The organism is Microbulbifer echini (assembly GCF_041447225.1).
GTDB classification, from domain to species: domain Bacteria; phylum Pseudomonadota; class Gammaproteobacteria; order Pseudomonadales; family Cellvibrionaceae; genus Microbulbifer; species Microbulbifer echini.
The window spans coordinates 42646-64233 of the sequence record NZ_JBGMEL010000020.1 but is presented as its reverse complement, the minus strand read 5'-3'; the positions used below and the strand labels follow the sequence as shown (position 1 = coordinate 64233).

General features: G+C 54.4%; 18 protein-coding genes. 9 read left to right on the top strand and 9 right to left on the bottom strand.

Features of this window, described 5'->3' with window-relative positions; genetic code table 11:
- Nucleotides 1-45: 45 nt before the first annotated feature.
- From ihfB to gyrA, 7 genes are all read right to left on the bottom strand, one after another.
- Complete coding sequence (gene ihfB / locus ACCI51_RS16885) at nt 46-354, bottom strand: integration host factor subunit beta (RefSeq protein ID WP_371844622.1); 309 nt, start codon at nt 352-354, stop codon at nt 46-48.
- A 141-nt stretch (nt 355-495) separates the two neighbouring features.
- A complete protein-coding gene (rpsA, locus tag ACCI51_RS16880; RefSeq protein ID WP_371844621.1) occupies nt 496-2175 on the bottom strand; it encodes a 30S ribosomal protein S1 in 1680 nt (559 codons plus the stop codon).
- A 173-nt stretch (nt 2176-2348) separates the two neighbouring features.
- The gene (gene cmk / locus ACCI51_RS16875; protein WP_371844620.1) at nt 2349-3038 is read right to left on the bottom strand and encodes a (d)CMP kinase; all 690 of its coding nucleotides are present in this window, start codon (nt 3036-3038) and stop codon (nt 2349-2351) included.
- Nucleotides 3039-3109: 71 nt separating this feature from the next.
- Nucleotides 3110-5335 carry a bifunctional prephenate dehydrogenase/3-phosphoshikimate 1-carboxyvinyltransferase gene (locus ACCI51_RS16870; RefSeq protein ID WP_371844619.1) on the bottom strand — a complete coding sequence of 742 codons (2226 nt, stop codon included), beginning with the start codon at nt 5333-5335 and terminating at the stop codon, nt 3110-3112.
- Nucleotides 5335-6438 (bottom strand): prephenate dehydratase, encoded by a 1104-nt coding sequence (pheA, locus tag ACCI51_RS16865; protein ID WP_371844617.1) that lies wholly within the window; start codon nt 6436-6438, stop codon nt 5335-5337. Before pheA ends, ACCI51_RS16870 begins: the two co-directional genes overlap by 1 nt.
- A 42-nt stretch (nt 6439-6480) precedes the next feature.
- The gene (gene serC, locus ACCI51_RS16860; RefSeq protein WP_371844616.1) at nt 6481-7560 is read right to left on the bottom strand and encodes a 3-phosphoserine/phosphohydroxythreonine transaminase; all 1080 of its coding nucleotides are present in this window, start codon (nt 7558-7560) and stop codon (nt 6481-6483) included.
- Between the two features lie 167 nt (nt 7561-7727).
- Nucleotides 7728-10289 carry a DNA gyrase subunit A gene (gene gyrA, locus ACCI51_RS16855; RefSeq protein WP_371844614.1) on the bottom strand — a complete coding sequence of 854 codons (2562 nt, stop codon included), beginning with the start codon at nt 10287-10289 and terminating at the stop codon, nt 7728-7730.
- A gap of 188 nt (nt 10290-10477) precedes the next feature.
- Here gyrA and ACCI51_RS16850 point away from each other — a divergent pair, with 188 nt between their 5' ends.
- The 4 genes from ACCI51_RS16850 to ACCI51_RS16835 all read left to right on the top strand — a co-directional run bounded on the left by ACCI51_RS16850 (nt 10478) and on the right by ACCI51_RS16835 (nt 14234).
- Nucleotides 10478-11803 carry a TRZ/ATZ family hydrolase gene (locus tag ACCI51_RS16850; protein WP_371844613.1) on the top strand — a complete coding sequence of 442 codons (1326 nt, stop codon included), beginning with the start codon at nt 10478-10480 and terminating at the stop codon, nt 11801-11803.
- A gap of 242 nt (nt 11804-12045) precedes the next feature.
- A complete protein-coding gene (gene ubiG / locus ACCI51_RS16845; protein WP_371844611.1) occupies nt 12046-12747 on the top strand; it encodes a bifunctional 2-polyprenyl-6-hydroxyphenol methylase/3-demethylubiquinol 3-O-methyltransferase UbiG in 702 nt (233 codons plus the stop codon).
- A gap of 17 nt (nt 12748-12764) precedes the next feature.
- Complete coding sequence (locus ACCI51_RS16840; protein WP_299584998.1) at nt 12765-13424, top strand: HAD family hydrolase; 660 nt, start codon at nt 12765-12767, stop codon at nt 13422-13424.
- 51 nt (nt 13425-13475) lie between these two features.
- Entirely contained in the window at nt 13476-14234 is a 759-nt protein-coding gene (locus ACCI51_RS16835; protein WP_299584999.1) for a YciK family oxidoreductase, read from the top strand.
- 64 nt (nt 14235-14298) lie between these two features.
- Here the strand turns inward: ACCI51_RS16835 and ACCI51_RS16830 are convergent, their stop codons facing one another.
- The gene (locus tag ACCI51_RS16830; RefSeq protein WP_371844609.1) at nt 14299-14622 is read right to left on the bottom strand and encodes a hypothetical protein; all 324 of its coding nucleotides are present in this window, start codon (nt 14620-14622) and stop codon (nt 14299-14301) included.
- A 392-nt stretch (nt 14623-15014) separates the two neighbouring features.
- Here ACCI51_RS16830 and ACCI51_RS16825 point away from each other — a divergent pair, with 392 nt between their 5' ends.
- From ACCI51_RS16825 to ACCI51_RS16815, 3 genes are all read left to right on the top strand, one after another.
- On the top strand, nt 15015-15302 hold the full coding sequence (locus tag ACCI51_RS16825) for a hypothetical protein (RefSeq protein ID WP_371844607.1): 288 nt from the start codon (nt 15015-15017) through the stop codon (nt 15300-15302).
- Between the two features lie 221 nt (nt 15303-15523).
- A complete protein-coding gene (locus ACCI51_RS16820; RefSeq protein ID WP_299585004.1) occupies nt 15524-16672 on the top strand; it encodes a sigma-70 family RNA polymerase sigma factor in 1149 nt (382 codons plus the stop codon).
- 592 nt (nt 16673-17264) lie between these two features.
- Entirely contained in the window at nt 17265-17702 is a 438-nt protein-coding gene (locus tag ACCI51_RS16815) for an acyloxyacyl hydrolase (protein ID WP_299585116.1), read from the top strand.
- A 10-nt stretch (nt 17703-17712) separates the two neighbouring features.
- Here the strand turns inward: ACCI51_RS16815 and ACCI51_RS16810 are convergent, their stop codons facing one another.
- A complete protein-coding gene (locus tag ACCI51_RS16810; RefSeq protein ID WP_371844606.1) occupies nt 17713-18831 on the bottom strand; it encodes a glycosyltransferase family 4 protein in 1119 nt (372 codons plus the stop codon).
- A 187-nt stretch (nt 18832-19018) separates the two neighbouring features.
- On the opposite strand from ACCI51_RS16810, the gene ACCI51_RS16805 reads away from it, so the two are divergent.
- Nucleotides 19019-19909: a TraB/GumN family protein gene (locus tag ACCI51_RS16805; RefSeq protein ID WP_371844605.1), complete on the top strand. Its 891-nt coding sequence runs from the start codon at nt 19019-19021 to the stop codon at nt 19907-19909.
- Between the two features lie 330 nt (nt 19910-20239).
- Nucleotides 20240-21550 (top strand): OprO/OprP family phosphate-selective porin, encoded by a 1311-nt coding sequence (locus ACCI51_RS16800; protein ID WP_371844603.1) that lies wholly within the window; start codon nt 20240-20242, stop codon nt 21548-21550.
- Nucleotides 21551-21588 lie beyond the last annotated feature (38 nt).

Below are 21588 nucleotides of genomic sequence, written 5' to 3'. Positions count from 1 at the left end.
CAACCATCAGAAAGCCGCCCTAATTTCGGCAGCATCAGAGGTGCATCATACTTCGATCCCGGCCATATCGTGCATGCTGCGATTCACTCTGTCGCGCAATTCCTTTCCGGGCTTGAAATGAGGTACATATTTACCCGCCAGCGCTACGGCATCTCCCGTCTTGGGATTGCGCCCGGTACGCGGTGCACGATAGTGCAAAGAAAAGCTACCAAAACCGCGTATCTCAATACGCTCTCCCTGCGCCAGGGAATCAGACATAGTATCCAACATCACCTTCACCGCCAGCTCGACATCCTTAACTGGCAGCTGATCCAACCTCAACGCAATCCTTTCGATCAGTTCGGATTTGGTCATGCGCTCCGCAACCTTTGTAAGTCATTGATTATTCTGGACTAGAGCGCCAATCATCTAATAGAAAGCCGGACTGGGCAACCCCAGTCCGGCTTTCGAGTCACCCCAAATACAGTATTTGGGGTGGTGAACACTTAAAGACGATTAGTCTTTGTTGTTCATCTGCGCCTTGATCAGGTCACCGATAGTAGCGGGCTGAACTTGGTCAGACTGCTTCTTGCTGTGATCCTTGATGGCTTGCTTCTCGTCATCCTGGTCTTTGGCTTTGATAGACAGGCTGATCACGCGATTCTTACGATCCACGCTAGTGATCTTAGCTTCTACGTCTTCGCCTTCTTTTAGGATGTTGCGAGCATCTTCAACCTTATCGCGGCTGATCTCTGAAGCACGCAGTATGCCTTCAACTTCACCTGCCAGGGTGATTACCGCCTGCTTCGCATCCACTTCCTTCACAATACCATTTACGATGCTGCCGCGATCGCTGGTGGATACGTAGTCGGAGAACGGATCGGACTCCAGCTGCTTCACGCCCAGAGAGATGCGCTCGCGCTCGGAATCAATACCCAGGATAACAGTCTCGATCTCGTCGCCTTTCTTGAACTTGCGAACAGCTTCTTCGCCAGCTTCATTCCAGGAGATGTCGGACAGGTGCACCAGGCCATCGATGCTGCCGTCGAGACCGATGAAGATACCGAAGTCAGTGATGGACTTGATCTTACCGGAGATCTTGTCGCCCTTAGCGAATTTACGCGCGAAGGCATCCCACGGATTTTCCTGACACTGCTTGATACCCAGGGAGATACGACGACGCTCTTCGTCGATATCCAGGATCATCACCTCTACCTCGTCGCCCACCTGGACAACTTTGGACGGGTGGATGTTCTTGTTGGTCCAATCCATTTCGGAAACGTGTACCAGACCTTCCACACCTTCTTCCAGCTCGGCAAAGCAGCCGTAGTCGGTCAGGTTGGTAACAACCGCCTTCACGCGGCTGTTCTCTGGGTAACGCTGCTTGATGGATACCCAAGGATCCTCGCCCAATTGCTTGAGGCCCAGGGATACACGGCTGCGCTCGCGGTCGAACTTCAGTACTTTAACTTCGATCTCGTCGCCAACGTTTACAATCTCGCTCGGATGCTTGATGCGCTTCCAAGCCATATCGGTGATGTGCAGCAGGCCGTCGATACCACCCAGATCTACGAAAGCACCGTAGTCGGTCAGGTTCTTAACGATACCCTTAATGCTCATGCCTTCCTGCAGGCTTTCCAGCAGCGCTTCACGCTCTTCGGAAGTCGCAGCTTCCATTACGGCGCGACGGGAAACCACGACGTTGTTACGCTTGGCATCCAGCTTGATAACCTTGAATTCGAGCTCTTTACCTTCCAGGTGCGCGGTATCGCGAACCGGACGAACATCGACCAGAGAGCCGGGCAGGAATGCGCGGATGTTGGCAACGTCGACAGTAAAGCCACCCTTGACCTTGCCGCTGATAACGCCTTTAACCACTTCGTCAGCCGCGTGGGCAGCGTCGAGGATTTTCCAGGCTTCAGCGCGCTTGGCTTTTTCACGGGACAGACGGGTTTCACCGAAACCGTCTTCAACAGCTTCCAGGGCAACCTGTACTTCGTCGCCCACCTGCAAATCAACTTCGCCTCTGTCGTTGGCGAACTGTGCAGCAGGGATAACGCCTTCAGACTTGAGGCCCGCGTGAACGGTTACCCAGTCCTTATCTACGTCGATTACAACACCAGTGACAATAGCGCCCGGTGCCATTTCAACGCTTTTTAGGCTCTCTTCAAATAGATCAGCAAAGCTCTCGCTCATTACAATACCTATAGTGCTGGGTCCAGCCGTTGGTAACTCTTGAGTTTAGTCAACCGCCAGCCGTGACCCCAACCGCGCTGCCAGAACGCGGGTCGGATTACAACAGCGGCCGGGCAATTCTGGCAAAACCCGGCCGCTGTCGTTAAAAACTATCTACTGTTGATAACCGTGGCTCAGGAAGAAGTCCGCTCCTGTACCAATGCCAACACTCTCCGGAGGACTTCTTCGATACCCACTCCGGTGCTATCGAGCTCTACCGCATCCTCAGCGGGAGCTAGGGGTGAAGCTTTTCGGTTCATATCCTGTGCATCTCGGGCACGGATGTCGTCCAGCAGGTCGCGGAGGCTAACAGAAACCCCCTTCTCCCGCAACTGCGCCTCGCGCCTTCTGGCGCGCTCTTCTGCGGTAGCGGTTAAGTACACCTTGACCGGCGCATCCGGAAACACTGTGGTGCCCATATCGCGGCCATCCGCTACCAATCCCGGCTCCAGGCGAAAATCTCGCTGGCGCTGCAGTAGCGCCGCTCGCACCCCGGGGATAGCGGCCACCGTAGAGGCCGCCATGCTCACCCGTTCCATACGAATTTCATTCGTAATATCGCGCCCCTCCAGTAGAACCTGAAGGCGACCGTCACTCACCAAAAAGCGCACATCCAGGTCTTTGGCAACCTGGGTTAATACGGCCTCATCGGCAAGGTCCACCTCTTTTTGTAGGGCGGCCAGTGCGGCAGCCCGATAGAGCGCCCCCGAATCAAGCAGGGTGAAACCGAGCCTATCCGCCAACAGCTTTGCAATAGTCCCTTTTCCCGAGCCGCTGGGGCCATCGATTGTGACTACCGGGGGCAGCCTGTTTGTGTCATTCATATTCTTTTTACAACTCTACTTCTTCTTAAGCCGCGCAACCCTAAACTCTACCCCGTAACCGACACTTCAGATCACAGCTGTTGTAGCTTCAGGCCTGAGCCTACCGCCAGCTCGGCAAAGTTGGGAAATGAGGTCGCCACATTGGCGCAGTGCAGGATGCGAATTGTATCCCTTGCACGCAATGATGCCACCGCAAACGCCATGGCGATACGGTGATCCCCAAGGCTGTCGACAGTGCCCCCAGTAAATACCGGCCCCCCTGAGGTGCCGGCGATCACAATCCCATCCTTGGTGGGGTTGGCACTCACCCCCAGGACAGACAAGCCATCGGCCATCGCCTGAATGCGATCGCTCTCCTTTACCCGCAATTCCTCGGCACCAGTCAAGACTGTCTCTCCCTGAGCACAAGCGGCAGCGATAAACAGAGCGGGAAACTCATCGATTGCCAGGGGCACCTGAGCTTCGGGTATAAGAATCCCTCTTAACGGCGCATAGCGAACACGAATATCCGCTACAGGCTCACCACCCACCGTACGCGTATTCTGAAGCTCTATATCACCACCCATAGCGCGCAGGATATGTATGACGCCATCACGAGTGGGGTTGATACCCACATGCTCCAGAGTCACATCCGACCCCGGAGAAATAGCGGCAGCCACCATAAAGAAAGCTGCGGAAGAAATATCCGCCGGCACATCAATTCGAGCAGCTTTTAGCTCCCCACCGCCACACACGGTCGCTCGGGCACCATCCCTCTCAACGGAATACCCAAACCCCTGCAGCATGCGCTCAGTATGGTCCCGAGTTGGCGCCGGTTCCACTGTGGAGGTCTCCCCCTGGGCATACAGGCCAGCAAGTAGTACTGCAGATTTCACCTGGGCGCTGGCCATTGGCAGCTGATACTGGATACCACTAAGTTGACCAGCGCTTTTAACCAAGAGCGGTGGGCGCCCCTCCGGGCCAGTTTCGATAATCGCCCCCATCTCACGCAACGGGTTGGCAACTCGGTTCATGGGGCGCTTGGAGAGAGACTCATCACCGGTCAGGCTCACATCGAAACCCTGCCCGGCAAGCAGGCCCGCCAGCAAGCGCATAGAAGTCCCCGAGTTACCCAGATAAAGAGGCCCCGGTGGCGCCTTCAAGCCATGCAGGCCGACTCCGTGTATTGTCACCCGGCCATCGTGTGGTCCCTCAATCACCACCCCCATATCGCGGAAAGCCTGCAGGGTAGCGAGAGCATCCTCCCCCTCTAGAAACCCCTGCACCTCAGTCACACCTTCTGCGAGGGAGCCCAGCATAATTGAGCGATGCGACATGGATTTGTCTCCGGGAACGCGGAGTTTGCCACTAACGGTACCGCCCGGCTGCGCGATAAATGTAACTTCTTGTGCCTGCATAGTTTCTGAGTACGCTTGTTTCGCCAACATTTTTGTAAAGTGATCCCGCGCCGCTTTGGCACGGGTAAATACCCCCATCAGCGCGGCGCTATCACCGGAGGCAATGGCGCTGCGCAGGGAGGAGAGGTTAAGACTGTATAGATCGATAGCTTTTAAGATGGCTTCCCGATTGGCCAGCATAATATCCCGCCACATCACCGGGTCACTGGAGGCGATACGGGTAAAATCGCGAAAACCTCCGGCGGCATAGCGGAAAATATTTTCATTCTCGGCATCGTGAGCCAGTGTATCCACGAGACTGAAAGCAATGACATGCGGAAGGTGACTAGTTGCGGCCAGCACTTCATCGTGTTCCTCCACAGACATCTCCAGTACCTCAGCTCCAGCCGCCTGCCATGCCTGCACCACCCGGCGCAGGTGGTCGGCGCCAGTATCGGGTGCTGGCGTGAGGATAATGCGGTGATCGCGATACAGATCATCCCGAGCAGCACTCACACCACTCCTCTCGGAGCCGGCAATAGGATGCCCCGGCACCAGGAAGCTGGGCATCTCTCCCCACACTTTCTCCGCTGCCGACCGCACACTGCCCTTGACACTGGCGCCGTCAGTCACCGTAACACCAGCGGGCAAATAGTCCTTCAACTGGGCAAACACCGACTCCACCGCGAGTGTCGGCACCGCAACAAAAACCAGGTCTCCAGGCTGTAACAAGCCGAGCGCCTCCGGAAGGTGGGTGTAAGCGCGATCGACAACCCCAAGTGTCTTTGCCTGTTCGCCAGCTTCTCTCTGCGGCGTGACGCCAATCACCTCACGACAGGCACCCGCAGCTTTGAGCGCGAGCGCAAAGCTGCCGCCAATAAGACCGACTCCAATCACCAGCAGCCGGCCAACCTGCCCCATCACAGCACACCGCGCGGGTAGGAGCCGAGCACCTTGAGGTCAGAGGCGCAGGCACCAACCTCTTTTAACGCTTCGGCAATATCCGCCGTATCGCAATGTCCTTTGAGATCGACAAAAAATACATAGGTCCAGTTACCTGATTGAGAGGGGCGCGTCTCCACTCTGGTGAGATCGATACCGTAGCGACGGAACGGCTCCAGCATATCGTGCAGCGCTCCTGGCGCATTGCGCATTGAAACCATTAAGGAAGTTTTATCATCCCCGCTGGCGGGAACCCGCTGAGTGCCGATAATCAGGAAGCGGGTAGAATTATCAGGGCGATCTTCAATCTTCTCTGACAGCACTTTCAAACCATAGAGCTCCGCCGCCATATCGCCGGCAATTGCCGCGGCATTCCACTCCCCTTTGACACGCCTAGCGGCATCTGCATTGCTGGACACGGCAACCCGCTCTACATTGGGGTAGTGCGCATCCAACCACTTGCGGCATTGGGCCAGGCTCTGTGCATGGGAGTAGATACGGGTGATCGATTCCGGGCGGGTCACGTCGGAAATCATCAGGTGGTGATGAATACGCAGCTCAACCTCACCACAAATACTGAGGTTGGAGTTCATAAAATTGTCCAAGGTGTGGTTGATCACACCTTCTGTGGAGTTCTCCACGGGCACAACGCCATAGTTCACCGCCCCCGCCTCAACTTCACGGAAAACCTCATCGATCGCCGCAAGTGGACGGCTTTGGGCCGAATTGCCAAAGTGCTTCAGCGCCGCCTGCTGGGTAAAGGTCCCTTCCGGTCCGAGATAAGCCACCTTGACGGGCTCCTCTAAAGCGAGGCAGGCGGACATAATCTCGCGAAATAACCGCGCCATTTCCTCATCGGTCAAGGGGCCTGTATTTCGCTCCATAGCCTGGCGCAACACCTGCGCCTCGCGCTCGGGTCGATAGTAGAGCGCATCCTCTCCGGTTGCCTTTTTTACCTCAGCCACCTCCATCGCGCAGCTGGCCCGCTCGCTGATCAGTCGGGCAATCTCGGAGTCAATATTGTCGATGCGATTGCGCAGCTCCAGCAGGCGCTGATCGCCACTCACGGTTTCCTCTTTCATCCGCTTTTCTACTTTTCCTGATATTTGATAATTGCCTGATCTCTAGCCTCGGCGGGCTTCAAAGTCCGCCATAAAGGCCACCAGGGCCTCTACCGCCTCATAAGGGACTGCGTTGTATAACGAAGCACGCATACCCCCGACGGAGCGATGCCCTTTTAGACTGAGAAGTCCAGCCTTCTCCGCCTCTGATAGAAACTGCTTGTCGAGACGATCATCCGCCAAAACAAAGGGAGCATTCATACGCGAGCGGCTCGACTTCTCTACTGGACTGGAATAGAAATCACTGGCATCGAGAAACTCGTAGAGCAGAGTGGATTTTTTCATAGCCTGCTCAGCCATGGCCTCGACCCCGCCCTGAGCCTTTAGCCATTGAAAAACCAGCCCGGAAAGATACCAGGCGAAGGTCGGCGGTGTGTTATCCATAGAGCCCGCATCCGCCGCCACTTTCCAGCTGAGGCTTCGGGGTATATTGCCCATGGCCCTATCCAGCAGGTCCTCGCGCACAAGGGCGATGGCAATCCCCGAAGGCCCTATATTTTTTTGTGCGCCGGCATAGATCACACCAAATTTTTCTACATCGATAGGGCTGGAGAGTATATTCGAGGACATATCCGCAACCAGAGGACAATCCACCTCTGGAACATAGTCGAATTCAATACCGCCAATAGTTTCGTTGGGAGTGTAGTGAAGGTAGGCCGCCCCTTCAGACTGCTGCCAGCTACCCCTGGCCGGTACGTAGCTAAAGTTGCGATCCTCACTAGACGCCACCACGTTGACCTCGCCATAGCGCCTCGCTTCTTTAATCGCTTTGGCTGCCCATTGCCCAGAGTGAATAAAGTCGGCTCTCTTAGAGTCCGCACCCAGTAAGTTCCAGGGCACCGCGCTGAATTGCCCCGTGGCCCCGCCCTGTAGAAACAGCACTTTATAATTATCTGGCACCGTCAGCAGGTCACGTAAGTCCTGCTCAGCGCGCTCCGCCACCTCGACAAATTCCGGCGAGCGGTGACTCACCTCCATTACCGAGCAGCCCAACCCGCGCCAATCCAGCAGTTCCTGTTGTGCCTGCCGTAAAACCGGTTCCGGCAGAGCGGCGGGGCCGGCGCAAAAGTTATATTTCCTCATGATCTGATTTCCACAAACTCAAAATGGTTTCAAATTCAACTAGATGTGCCGACGCACAAACCGCCCTTCAGAGAGATAAGCATCACGCTTTCAGGCTTTTTTTAGGGCGCCAGAGGCAAGAAAGGCCGCGATAATCGCAGCCTTTCTTAATGATACCGAGGGGTGGATCACTCCTCCCCACCGTTATCTTCACCCTCATCCTCGGTCTCTTCGATGCGCCCAAGTCCCACGAGTTTCTCACCACTCTTAAGACGAATGACACGCACCCCCTGGGTATTGCGGCCCAGAACGGAAACCTCATCGACACGGGTGCGCACCAGAGTGCCCTGGCCGGAGATCAACATCATCTCCTCACCGGGGTGCACCTGGCAGGCGCCAACCAGGGCACCATTGCGCTCGCTCTCGGCAATCGCAATAACACCCTGAGTACCGCGTCCCTTAGTGGGGAACTCACTAATAGCGGTGCGCTTACCAAAGCCGTTTTCGGTCGCCATCATGACAGAACCGCCCTCTTCCGGGATCACCATAGCGATCACTTCCTGGCCTTCCTGCATGCGGATACCGCGCACACCCCGAGAGACACGCCCCATGGAGCGCACATTCGCCTCAGAGAAGCGTGCGGCCTTACCGGCACTGGTGAGCAGCAATACATCGCGCTCGCCATCAGTCACTGCCGTGGCAACAAGGCGATCTCCCTCTTCCAACTCGATGGCGCGCAACCCTACGCTGCGCGGACGGGCAAAGGCGGTGAGCGGGGTCTTCTTCACCGTGCCACTGGCAGTAGCAAAGAAAATAAAGTGCTTCTCATCGTACTCGGAAACCGGCATCAGGCTGCTGATGCGCTCACCCTCTTCCAGCGGCAACATATTAACCACCGGGCGCCCACGAGAAGCTCGGCCGGCGGTGGGGACTTCGTACACTTTAAGCCAGTACACCTTGCCCTTGTTGGAGAAACACAAAATAGTGTCGTGGGAGTTGGCGATCAGCAGGTGCTCGACAAAATCCTCGTCCTTCACCTGGGTGGCGGATTTGCCCATACCACCGCGGCGCTGGGCCTGGTAATCGGTGAGCGGCTGGCTCTTCGCGTAACCCCCGTGAGAGATGGTTACTACTTTATCCTCCGGGGTGATCAGGTCTTCCACAGTAAGATCCTGGCGGGACGCAACGATATCCGTGCGACGCTCATCGCCAAAGTCTTTTGACAGTTGCTCCAGTTCTTCGCGGATGACTTCCATTAGACGCTCGAAGCTGCCAAGGATATGCAGGTATTCTGCGATCTGCTCCAGTCGATCCTGGTATTCCGCCAATAACTTATCGTGCTCCATACCGGTGAGGCGATGCAGGCGCAACTCGAGAATGGCCTGAGCCTGGGCCGGGGACAGATAGTAAGCGTCATCGCGCAAACCGAACTCACTCGGCAGGTCATCCGGACGACAGGCATCGGCGCCGGCGCGCTCCAGGAACTGCTGTACATTGCCCACCGGCCAACCTTTGGCCAACAGCGCCTCGCGGGCATCCGCTGGAGTCGAGGAGGATTTGATCAACTCAATGACCGGGTCAATATTGGCAATGGCGATAGCCAGGCCTTCCAGGATATGGCCGCGCTCACGCGCCTTGCGCAACAGGTAAACCGTACGACGGGTAACCACTTCCTGGCGATGACGCACGAAGTGCTCGAGCAGCTCCTTCAGGTTCAGTACCTTCGGCTGGCCGTCGACCAGAGCGACCATATTGATACCGAATACGCTTTCCAGCTGAGTCTGGGAGTAGAGGTTATTCAGAACCACATCACCCAGCTCACCGCGCTTCAATTCGATCACCACGCGCAGACCGTCTTTATCGGACTCGTCGCGCAGTTCAGAGATACCCTCGATCTTCTTCTCTTTCACAAGCTCAGCAATGCGCTCAATCAAACGCGCCTTGTTCAACTGGAAGGGAATCTCGGTGATTATGATGGTTTCGCGATTGGTCTTGTCATCGCGAATCACATCGGCCTTGGCGCGGACATAAATACGCCCGCGGCCGGTCCGGTAGGCCATCAGGATACCGGCTCGGCCATTAATGGTTGCACCCGTGGGGAAATCAGGCCCGGGTATATATTCCATCAGGTCGTCGACGGACAGCTCGGGATTGCCAATCAGTGCCAGACAGGCACTGACAACCTCACCCAAGTTGTGTGGGGGGATATTCGTGGCCATGCCCACCGCAATACCAGAGGAGCCATTGACCAGCAGGTTCGGCACGCGAGAGGGCAACACCTCTGGCATTTGCTCGGAACCATCGTAGTTGTCGACAAAGTTGACGGTTTCTTTATCGAGATCGGACAGCAGCTCGTGGGCCAACTTATCCATGCGAATTTCTGTATAACGCATGGCGGCCGGGCTATCGCCATCAATAGAACCGAAGTTACCCTGGCCATCCACCAGGGTGTAGCGCATAGAGAACGGCTGGGCCATACGCACAATGGTGTCGTAGACCGCGGTATCCCCGTGCGGGTGATATTTACCAATTACATCGCCAACGACACGCGCTGACTTTTTATAGGATTTGTTCCAGTCGTTTTTAAGCTCGCTCATAGCGAAGAGCACACGACGGTGTACCGGCTTGAGGCCATCGCGCACATCCGGCAGCGCGCGCCCGACAATCACGCTCATGGCGTAGTCGAGATAAGACTGCTTGAGTTCTTCTTCGATATTAATCGGAGAGATTTCTTTGGCTAATTCGCCCATGGCTTACGACGTTCCTTTTATAGCGCGGGCATGAGTACTGAGCCCGGATAAGCGGGCGATTCTAGCACAGTTTGACGCCTTTGGAGGCTGCCCCCACGCACTTCTGAAGCGTCTCCAGGCCCCTGTTGCCGCAGGCCAACTCTGCCGCTAAAGTAAAACTCCACCCTAACCGCCGCTGCCAAGTTCCCATGCTCCAACCCATAGACACCCTGATTCACGCACGCTGGATTATCCCAGTGATCCCCACACAAAAAGTGTACGAAAATTGCTCTCTAGCCATAGAACAGGGACGCATCACCGCCCTGCTGCCTTCTTCAGAGGCCAAGATTCGCTTCAAGGCAAAACAGGAAGTGGAACTCGGGCAGCACGCCCTGATTCCGGGGCTAATCAATACCCACAACCACGCTCCAATGACACTGCTGCGCGGCTATGCCGATGACCGCCCGCTCAAGGAGTGGCTGGAACAGCACATCTGGCCCGCGGAAGAGCGCTGGGTTGGACCCCAGTTTGTCGCCGATGGCAGCCGCCACGCCATTGCCGAGATGTTGCGCTCGGGCACCACGACCTTCTCCGACCAGTACTTTTTCCCGGAGGCCGTTGCTATCGCCGCGCGGGAAACCGGTATCCGCGCGCACATCGCCTTCCCCGTGCTGGATGTACCCACCCCCTGGAGCCGACACGCCGAAGAAGCCCTGCACAAGGGGTTGACCCTGCGCGACGATTACCGCGCCCATGAACGCATCGAAGTCGTCTTTGCGCCACATGCGCCCTACACGGTTGGCGACCAGACCCTGGAAAAGATTGCTGTGTGCGCCGCCGAGGCACAAATTCCCGTGCAAATACATTTGCACGAGACTTACCAGGAAGTGGAAACGGCCTTAAAGCAAAATGGTGAACGCCCCACCGAGCGACTGCAGCGCCTGGGCCTGATGAATCCACAGACCCTCTGTGTGCACATGGTTGCGACCAATGAGCGGGATATAGAACTGTTAAAAACCAGCGGTGCGCACGTGGCCCACTGCCCATCATCCAACCTCAAACTTGCCTCGGGCTTCTGCCCCACCATGGAGATGCTCGATGCCGGTATCAATGTGTCACTGGGCACTGACGGTGCCGCCAGCAACAACAGCCAGGACTTGTTTGCCGAAGCCAATACCGCCGCGCTACTGGCCAAGGCTGTCAGCGGCAAGGCTACCGCACTACCCGCACACCAGGCCCTGGCAATGGCCACCATCAACGGTGCCCGCGCACTGGGCATTGAAGAGGAGACCGGTAGCCTGGAAACCGGCAAGAGCGCCGATATCGCCGCAATCAATCTGGCCGGCCTGGAGCAACAACCAGTACACGACCCCATGTCTCAACTCATTTACGCCGGCGGAGGCCACAATGTCAGCGATGTTTGGGTGGCGGGAAAACAATTATTGAGAGAACGCCAGTTGCTCACCCTGAACGAGACAGAGGTAATCCAGCGGGCACAACTGTGGCGTGATAGAATCTCCGGCCATTCGCGCTAGCCGCGATTTGATCGCCGCGTTTCAGCCACTGAAAACAACCGGCTATCCATTAATCAGACAATAAAACCGATGAACCCTCACCGGCTTTATTACCGCCCGCGAAGTACTGGCGCCGCCAAGCGAACCTACCGGTATTTCACAGGCTTGCGCCGGCCAGCAGCCGGTGAGGGCACGCTGTTGTGCCGCCTTAACCCGCTGGCTTATTTGCCGGGTTAACAGCGACGGAGTTTGCAGAGAAATTCATGAGTAATGTAGATCCCGCGGAAATCGCCAAATTCGAGCAGCTCGCCAGCCGCTGGTGGGATAAAGAAGGCGAGTTTAAACCGCTCCATGAAATCAACCCATTGCGTGCCAACTATATTGATAGGCATGCTTTAGTGGCCGGCAAAAAACTGTTGGATGTCGGTTGCGGTGGGGGCATTCTAACCGAGGCCATGGCGCAAAGAGGCGCAACCGTTACAGGTATTGATTTGGGGGAAGCGCCTCTCAACGTCGCCAAACTCCATGCACTCGAAAGCGGCGTAAATGTGGATTACCAACGAATCGCCGTGGAGGCACTTGCCGAGGAACAACCGGGTAGCTATGACGTCGTTACCTGCCTGGAAATGCTCGAACATGTGCCCGATCCATCCTCGGTAATCCGCGCCTGTGCAAAGCTCGTCAAACCAGGCGGCCACCTATTTTTCTCGACCATTAATCGCACTCCCAAAGGCTGGCTTTTCGGAGTGGTGGGAGCGGAATATATCCTACGCTTACTACCCAAAGGCACCCATGAATACAGCAAGTTTATCCGCCCCTCAGAAATGGGGGCCTGGTTGCGCGAGGCGGACCTGGAGCTGCGCGATATGACCGGCATGACCTACAACCCGGTGACACGCACTTATAAACTCAATCCCCGCGATGTCGACGTCAACTACCTGATGTATGCCAGCAAACCCGAGTAAGCGAAGCGAACCATACAATGAAAGCTGTTTTATTTGACCTGGATGGTACTCTCCTCGACACCGCACCGGACTTTATCGTCGTGCTCAACCAGTTGCGACAGCAGGAGCAGCTGCCCCCCCTGCCCGATCAGGTTATCCGCGGCACCGTTTCGAGCGGCTCTCGGGCCCTCGTTACCCTGGGGTTTGGTAAGCAGGAGGGCGACCCCGAATTTTCCAGCCTATTGCAGCGCCTACTAGACCTTTACTTGGCCCACCTGGCTGAGCAAACCGTGCCTTTCCCCGGCATAGAACCCTTGCTCGACACACTCGCACAAAATGAAATCCCCTGGGGCATTGTTACCAATAAACCAGAGGCATTCACTGTCCCACTTATGCAGGCATTTGAATACCTGCCACCGGCCTCCACGGTTATTTGCCCCGATCATGTGAGCAAATCCAAACCGGATCCCGAAGCGATTTTGCTCGCCTGCAGCAAAATAGGCTGCACTCCAGGGGAGGCGGTCTATATCGGCGATCACCAACGGGATATTATTGCCGGTCAGCGTGCGGGCATGCCCACCATTGCCTGTGCGTACGGTTATATCGATGCCTCTGACAACCCCGCCAACTGGGGTGCCGATCACTTGGTCAGCTCAGTGGATGAAATCTGGCCCCTGCTACAGCAACACTATATTTAACTTTCGAAATCATGCCCGGCCCGATGCTGGGCGCCAGCATCAGGATTTTTCATGTCTGAATTTGCCGGCGACTATGTCGCGCCCTCCAACCTACTGAAAGATAAAATCATACTCGTTACCGGCGCCGGAGACGGCATTGGAAAAACAGCCGCGAAAACTTTCGCTGCTCACGGGGCCACCGTGATACTACTGGGCCGCACCACCCCCAAACTCGAAATGGTCTACGACGAGATTGAAGCCGCCGGAGGGGCGCAGCCGGCTATTTTCCCCATGGACCTCAGTGAAGCCCGCATAGAAAATTTTGAAAATCTCGCCGAGGCGATCGATCAGGAGTTTGGCCGCCTCGATGGCCTGCTTCACAATGCAGGCCTGCTCGGACAGCGCACCCCCCTGACAAGTTACAATTTCTCCACATGGCAACAGGTGATGCAGGTTAACGTGAACGCAGCATTTGGACTCACCAAGTCGCTGTTACCACTGCTGGAAAAATCTGAAGCTGGGTCGGTGATATTCACCAGTTCCAGTGTTGGCGTGAAAGGACGGGCGTACTGGGGCGCCTACTCTGTATCAAAGTTCGCCACGGAAGGACTGATGCAGGTACTCGCCGATGAGCTGGAAGGGGTCTCGAATATTCGGGTAAACAGCCTCAACCCAGGCGCCACACGCACGGCCCTGCGCGCAACGGCCTATCCCGCAGAAAACCCCAAATCCGTAGCCACCCCGGAAGAAATTATGCCCACATACTTATATTTGATGGGCGATGACAGCCGGAACCAAAGCGGCAAACATTTCAGCGCCCAAAAGCGCTAAATAATGCCGATAATAAAAAACCGGGTGGCACCCGGTTTTTTATTATGATCAATAGCGGTAAACATTAACCCTGGCGCTTACCTGGGGAATCTTCTCCCGACTGGCTTCTCTGCCCTTGCCCTGCTCTATCGCCTATTTCAGTCTGCTCAGGAACATCAGCAAAAACATCCCCATCAAACTCCATCATCTCACTGCCGCCGAGTATCTCTCCCTTCTTGCCGCCGCTGCCGGAAAATTCCCGCTCCACACCCTGCCCCTGTTGAGTTTGGGACACCGTGACCACTCCCGCCGAGGCAAAAGCCTCGCCTGAAAATGAGAGGCTTAACCCCTCCATACCGAGGTAACCTGCAGTAGCCAATAACACTGCGGGAGTGATAAGACTTTTCATTTTTCCGCCCCTGGATAGTTTTGCCTATAATTTAAACCCAACCAATAGCCAGATACTTGCGAAACCCTCAAGACAAGTACCGCTATGGCAGCTAAGCCGAATTGAAGCCCTTTACGCGGCTAATCGGCACAACGCTATTGAAGCTATTTTTCCATGCGGGTTCCATTAAAAGCGTGCTGAGGCGCACAAATCCAATTGTCCATCACGAGCCGCTCCGGCAAAATAAAGGCCACACTTGGCAAATAATGCGATAAATAGTCTTGAAACGAATTTTTATAGCCTCCCTGCTGACCCTACTCGCCCCCACCATTTCCGCCAATTCTCTTGGTAAGTAACTCAAAGAGTGCCCTGAAATAACAACCAATACGGACCGGTTGTCCTGCTATGACAAGTTGAGCCTCTCTCTCGAGAAACGCGCCGAACAAGATTTTGGCCAGGAATTGAAGCAAATTGTCGAAGCTCCAGAGTCGATCGAAGCAAAAATCGCAGATATCCAGGACGGCGCCCACGATAAAAAGATCGTCACCCTGGAGAACGGCCACATTTGGAAGCAGAATGATACTGGCCGCATATTCTGGCAGGCCGGCGATCTCGTTATAGTGGAACGCGCCATGTTCGGCTCCTTCTTTATGAAGCCTACCCAAGGCGGGAAGAAAATGCGGTTCAGGCGCCTGAAATAGGCCCTCTTCCCCACACCAAGGTGCTGACACTTCAGGGCAGCACCCGCGCCACCCAGCGATACTTCACCTTAACCTTATCCCTTCCAAAAAAACCCGCGAGTCAGCCTTATTCAGGCGTCATATTCAACCTTCAACTATTGTTAAGGTGAAATGAACGCCAAAGCGCCTGGAGAGACCAAACGAGACATATCGTTCACGCAGTCAACAGAAGGTTAAAGCACTTGTCCCGAGAAAATTTCTACTCAAGGGATGAAGACTGGCTGAAGGATACAGACAACGCCCTCTCCGATTCCTGCTCCAATGCGGAAAGTCGTGGCCCGGCAGAAGATTCCGGACCCGATGTCGAAGAGATTCATTCAACTGGGGAACCACTGAGCGAAAGCGGCAGTACCCCAATGCAGAGCTATCTCAAGCACCTCTACCGGCTTGAATTACTCACCCCCGAGGAGGAACACAGCACCACCTGCCTGCTGCGTGATCTTGAGGATACTCTCATCGAGAGATTGCAACAGAGTGGTACCGAGCTTGTGCAGTTGCGCAGCGAGGGAGTGGAGCAACGCGGTAGCACTGGCGCCTATGATCACGGTTTGATCATAGCCCATACGGAGAAGGTACTGACTCTCGACGAGCTCACGCGGCGGGAAAGAAGCAGACTTGGCGGGCTACTCAGGCGTTTTCAGGCGCAACGCAAAAAACTCATCCAGTGCAATTTGCGTCTGGTTATCGCCATAGCCAAACGCTTCCGCAATCCCTCCGTGCCTTTTATTGATTTAATTCAGGAAGGCAATGTCGGCTTGATGAAAGCGATTGAGCGTTTCAAACCGCAAATGGGATACCGCTTCTCAACCTATGCATACTGGTGGATTCAGCAAGAAATACAGCTGGCTATGCGCCGCAATGAGGACCTGGTTCGCCAGCCAGCCAATGTCCAGGATGACCTGCGGGCGATTTACCGGGCAATCGGTGAGGTCCGCGCTCTGGGACAACCCGCCTCGGATGAAAACCTAGCCAGACACACAGGTCTGGATCTCGAACGTATCCAGAGCTTACTCAAGCTGCCTGGTCCCACAGGCTCCCTGGACGACCCTGTCGCAGACGACCAGAGCAGCACCCGCCTGGATTACGCCCCCGCCGATGAACTCTACAACACCGATGAGCTGGTAACCAATCAAGAACTGGCTGAGCGTCTACGCGAAGCGGTCGACCGACTACCCGCTCGCCAGAGGACGGTTCTAAATCTGCGCTATGGACTGATCTCAGACAGGGATTGCTCTTTCCGTGTCATCGGTGAGCAGCTGGGTCTTAGCCAGGAGCGCGCGCGTCAATTACACTCCGATGCTATCCGTCAACTAAAGCGACAGTGGCGCTAGCAGCTCGAGAAGCCTCTGAATAATTTAGGAATAGGAAAGGGTAGCCCTGCAGGCTGCGAAGAAATTAAGGACTTGTTCAGAGGCTCCCCAAGCCATAAAAAATGAGGGCGGATTTCAAGCCGAATCAAACAAGAGGAAGCCGATGGCGAACGGCACCCAGTGCGCTTGCCATCAATCACTTTCCCACTAGTCTTAGAGAAGCTCTAAATTATTCCGTAATACTTTTTTGGCTTTCAACGCTGCTCACAATCGGGACGTGGCTTCGCAGGAATACCCAGACCTTTCATGAAGCCGTAATATTGGGCGTGATTCCCCCTGAAAGCTCAACCGGGTGTGGCTTGGCAGCTAAAGACGTGAGACGCGGTATTAAAGTTCCGCGGAAATACTTCGGAATTTTGCAGAGTCACCTTAGGTACGTTTTTGTGTAATTATCACCCCACAATCCATGAACAAATATTTTTTAAAGCGCGTAAGTGACAACACAGTAGTTGGCTGTATTTTTCTCTTCACCTGCACCCTCTCCTGCTCACCAATTGCTTTTGCGGGGCAGGAAATAATCATCAGCGCCGGGAAGGGGTTGGGAAGTGTGCTGATGCAACGGGATGCCAACTCTACGGCGAAAGCGGCTGGTGTGAACTACTCCTACCTGTTCAGCTCTTCCAACAGCGCAAATAATTCTTGGCAGTGGTGGGGCCAAGGCAGTTATTCATATCTGCGCCTGGAACACCTCGGTGAAACGCAACAACAAAACATCATCGAAATCAAACCAGTGCTGCGCTGGTATCCGCAAAACGAACCCCTGGGCAGTTTTGCTGAAGCCGGTGTCGGGGCCTCCTATTTAAGTCAGCGCGAGTTTGGCGATATTCAACTCAGCACCAAAGTGAATTTTGCCCTGCACTTTGCGCTCGGCTACCGATTTACCAGTGGTCATACGCTGTCCCTGCGCTACAGCCACTTTTCCAATGGCTATACCAATGTCCCCAACCCTGGTTTTGATTTCGCCTCAATCAATGGTCATTTTAGTTTCTAGAGAACAAAGGTTAGGCCTCACCCATCAATGAAAAATCACGCAGTGATCGGTAAAAGCTCACCGTCTGCTTCACGGCATCCTCATAGAAAAAACCATACAGCTCCGCCTTAGCGCCCCGCGCCATCAGAGCCAGGCCCACTTCGGATAAAGTCGAAGGGCTCTCTCGCTCAACCATCCCTTCAGGGAAACAGCGCGCAAGTATCTCTCCCGCACAGCTATCCCTATAGGCAAGTACCGGGCAGCCCATTGCCAAAGCCTGTATAGCGCTCTTGCCACTTGGTTCCTTTGCACCGTCCAGGCAAAAGGTCAGTTGTGAGGAAGCATAGAGCTCCCGCAAATCTTTCCTATCCCCCAGAAATAACACCCGCCCCTCCAGTCCCAGTTCACGGGCCTGCTGTTCGAGTTTACGCACATAGCGCAAATCGTCTTCTCGCAGCGCGCCCACTACCAGACCGAACAAATTTTCACTGCGATTGACAGCGTGTGCCAGAGCCTGCAAAAACACATCCAGCTCCCCCTCTTCCGATAGAGAGCCCGAGTAAAGCCACCAGTTTTTACCTTCCAGTTGCGGGTAGCTATTAAGAAGTCGCAAATGCCACTGGCTCGGAATAGGCTTGCTGCGATCGAACTCCCGGGAGCTGATTCCCTGGTGCACCACCGCTACCGGCTCTGCCAACTTCTCTCCGTAGTGCTCCCGCAGATGATCGGCTATTCCCTGAGAGGATACAATTACGGAGTGACCACCAGTCAGCCCCGCATCCCTGCGATTGGGCAAATAATATTGGTCAACATGGGTAACAAGACTGGGACGCGCACTTTCCTCCATGCCGCGCCAAGCACGCCAAACCAGTTGGGCCGCCAAGCGGCCATGCACATGGATAACATCGGCATTTAAACCCTGCAGAGCATTACGTAAGCGACGCACCATGGCTATAGCTAAAATGGGCCTCTTGTTCAAAGGCAGTTGAGTATGCTGGATCCCATGTAACTCGAGACGCGCTACCAGCGCCCCACCAGCCGAGATGACAACAGGCTTAACACCCTGCCGAGTCAACTCCTGTATAAATTCCAGTGCGGCCTTTCCTGTATCCCCAGGCTCTAATTCAGGCCAGACTTGTACAATTCTCAAAATACATACCGCAAAAGTGGAACAAAGGATGCATTTTGACCCTCACAAGAATAATTTCCCAGTAAATTCCACACAGACTTGCAACAAAATCGTCTTTTACGGCCAATTTGCCTTCTTCCATCGCCAGGTGTGAGGCGGGCTTAACCAGTGCTAATATCTTTTGCTTCAATATATTCAGGGAAAAGCAATGTTTCATCGCTATCTAAAGCTGTCGATCACTCTTGCTCTTATTGTGTTTGTTGGTTTTGCCTCTGCCGCCGAGATTGACCAAGGTATTTTATGGAAAGCCACCAAAAAGGAAAAAACTGTCTACCTGCTCGGATCCATCCACTTGGCAACAGAAGATTTTTATCCGATGCGCTCCCGAATAGAACGCGCCTATGCCAACAGTGATGCCATTGCCGTTGAAGCCGATGTCCTCGCGGTTGAAACTGACGTGATAACGCAACAAAAAATCAGGATGGAATCGGTTTACCATGGAGAGCGCAGTCTGCGCGACGATCTACCCCCAGATTTATACAAGAAACTGCAGGCGTGGATGCACAAACGCAATATACCCGAAGCTATATTTATTCGGCAGCGTCCCGCTATCGCCATGATTACCATGAGCATGATTGAAATGCAGGCTTACGGCCTCAACCCGGAACTGGGTATCGACCGACACTTTTTGAGTAAAGCCAAAAAAGATGGCAAACCAGTTTTGGAGCTGGAAGGCGTATTGCAGCAATTCCAGCTTTTAAACGGCCTGGATAATCCCGCCCTCTTGCTACAGCAAACCCTTGAGCAACTGGAAGACATCTCTACCTTCTTGCCACAGGTCACCAATGCCTGGAAAGCGGGGGATCAGGACACCCTCAACCGCCTGATCATTCTCGATGGACTCACAGAAAACCCCGAATACAAACCACTTTACGACAAACTGTTTTTCCAACGTAATGAAAAGATGGCCGAGCGAATTATGTCCAAGGCACCGAACTACTCCTCTTTCTTTGTAATTGTCGGTGCCGGCCACCTAGTTGGGCAAGGCAGCATCGTGGAACGGATGAAAAAAGAGGGTTATAAACTGGAACGCATCTGAGTTATCCGCTAATCAACCAGAGTAATTCAGCATAAGAGCTTACCGCGCCGGCCACTGGCCGGCGCGGGGCAATGAATACCCTTTGAGGCGCACACCTAAACCTAGGTTGCGCTGGCAACAATGAATGAGATGAAAGCTTATCTAGTTTAATGACCAGGCTGCAGCCAAATCGACTCACCCCTGGAACCAAGGTCGCGGATCAACGCCAGTCACACACCACCACTGCCTACTTTGGTGCGCCACCCGCGCAAAGCCAATAGCTGATCATACGGGCTTGCTAAACTGCAACAACACGCCGCTGTAGATAGAACAGTTTTCAGAGAGCACCCAATGAAATACTACGGCCTATATTGCGCCCTAGCCTGTGTATTTTTCCCCTTACCCAGTATTGCCGATAAGGCTAAAACCGAGGGCGGGCTCAAGATCACCTCCGAAGACGATAATTTTTCCGCTGAGCTCGGCGGACGTATCCATTTTGATACGTACTTTTTTGACAAGGACGATGGCCAACTACAAAGGCTCTTAATTATCGACAACTTTGAAGAACCGGTAAACACCACAGATTTTCGCCGTGTGCGACTGACAATGAGGGGGAAATTATGGGAATGGGAATACAAATTGGAGAGAGACTTCGCCTCTTCTGGAACAGGGGGGCTTCGCGATGTGTTTCTGGGCACGGAAATTTTTGACGGCGATCTTCGTATAGGAAATTTTAAGCCAAGTCGCTCTATGAGCCAGCTGACCTCATCCAATCAAATCACCATGATGGAGCGATCCTTTGGTTCTTCAGCTGGTATTTTCGACAATCGCGGCAGGCAACAGGGAATTGGCTGGAACACCCACTGGTGCTGCCATACTTTTGGGATCACTCTATTCAACCTGCGCAACCCCGGTGATCCCCGCAATGAAGGCGTAGGGGCCGCTTCCCGCTTTACCTGGGCACCAATCAACGATTTCGACAGCACAGTACACCTGGGGGCATCCTTTAGCTATGAGGATGCCAATGAAGATACTCTCCCACGAGAGGCTTTGATTGAGTACGCCGGGCGTCGCGGCCCCGAGCAGTTGGTAGCCCTGAGCCCCGGCGGGGTAGAATTTTTCTTCGGCGAATTCGGTGACGATGAGTTTTATCAGGGCAGACCTGGCGGAGAAGTATGGATTCTAGGGCTGGAATTAGCCGGCACTTACGGACCTTTTTACGCTCAGTCAGAGTACGCTTTTGGTAATTTTTCCGGCGATATTTACCTCTCAGAAATCACCTTCGGGGATTTCTTTGGCGGCCCACCCAGTTTTCTTTGCGACCCCATCACTGGCTGCTTTATTGGCGACCAGAGCGTACACAGCTGGTACATCACTGGCAGCTGGGCCATCACCGGTCAGCACAAACCCTACGATGAGAAAAGTGGAGTTTTCAGATCTATCAAACCTAGACCGCCCGAGGGGGCTTTCGAGGTTACCGCACGCTACGACACCATCGAAAATAAAGATATTCCCAACATGAAAGTCAGCAACTTCGTTTTTGGGTTTAATTATTATTTCAATCCCAAAGTGCGTCTGATGGTGAATGTGACACTGGGAAATGACCGTTTTATCCGCGATCAAACCAAACAGTTTGCCGTGCGTATGCAAGGGTTCTGGTAGGCAGTATTTCCTGTTTCCGGCAAGCCATCCTCGGTGAA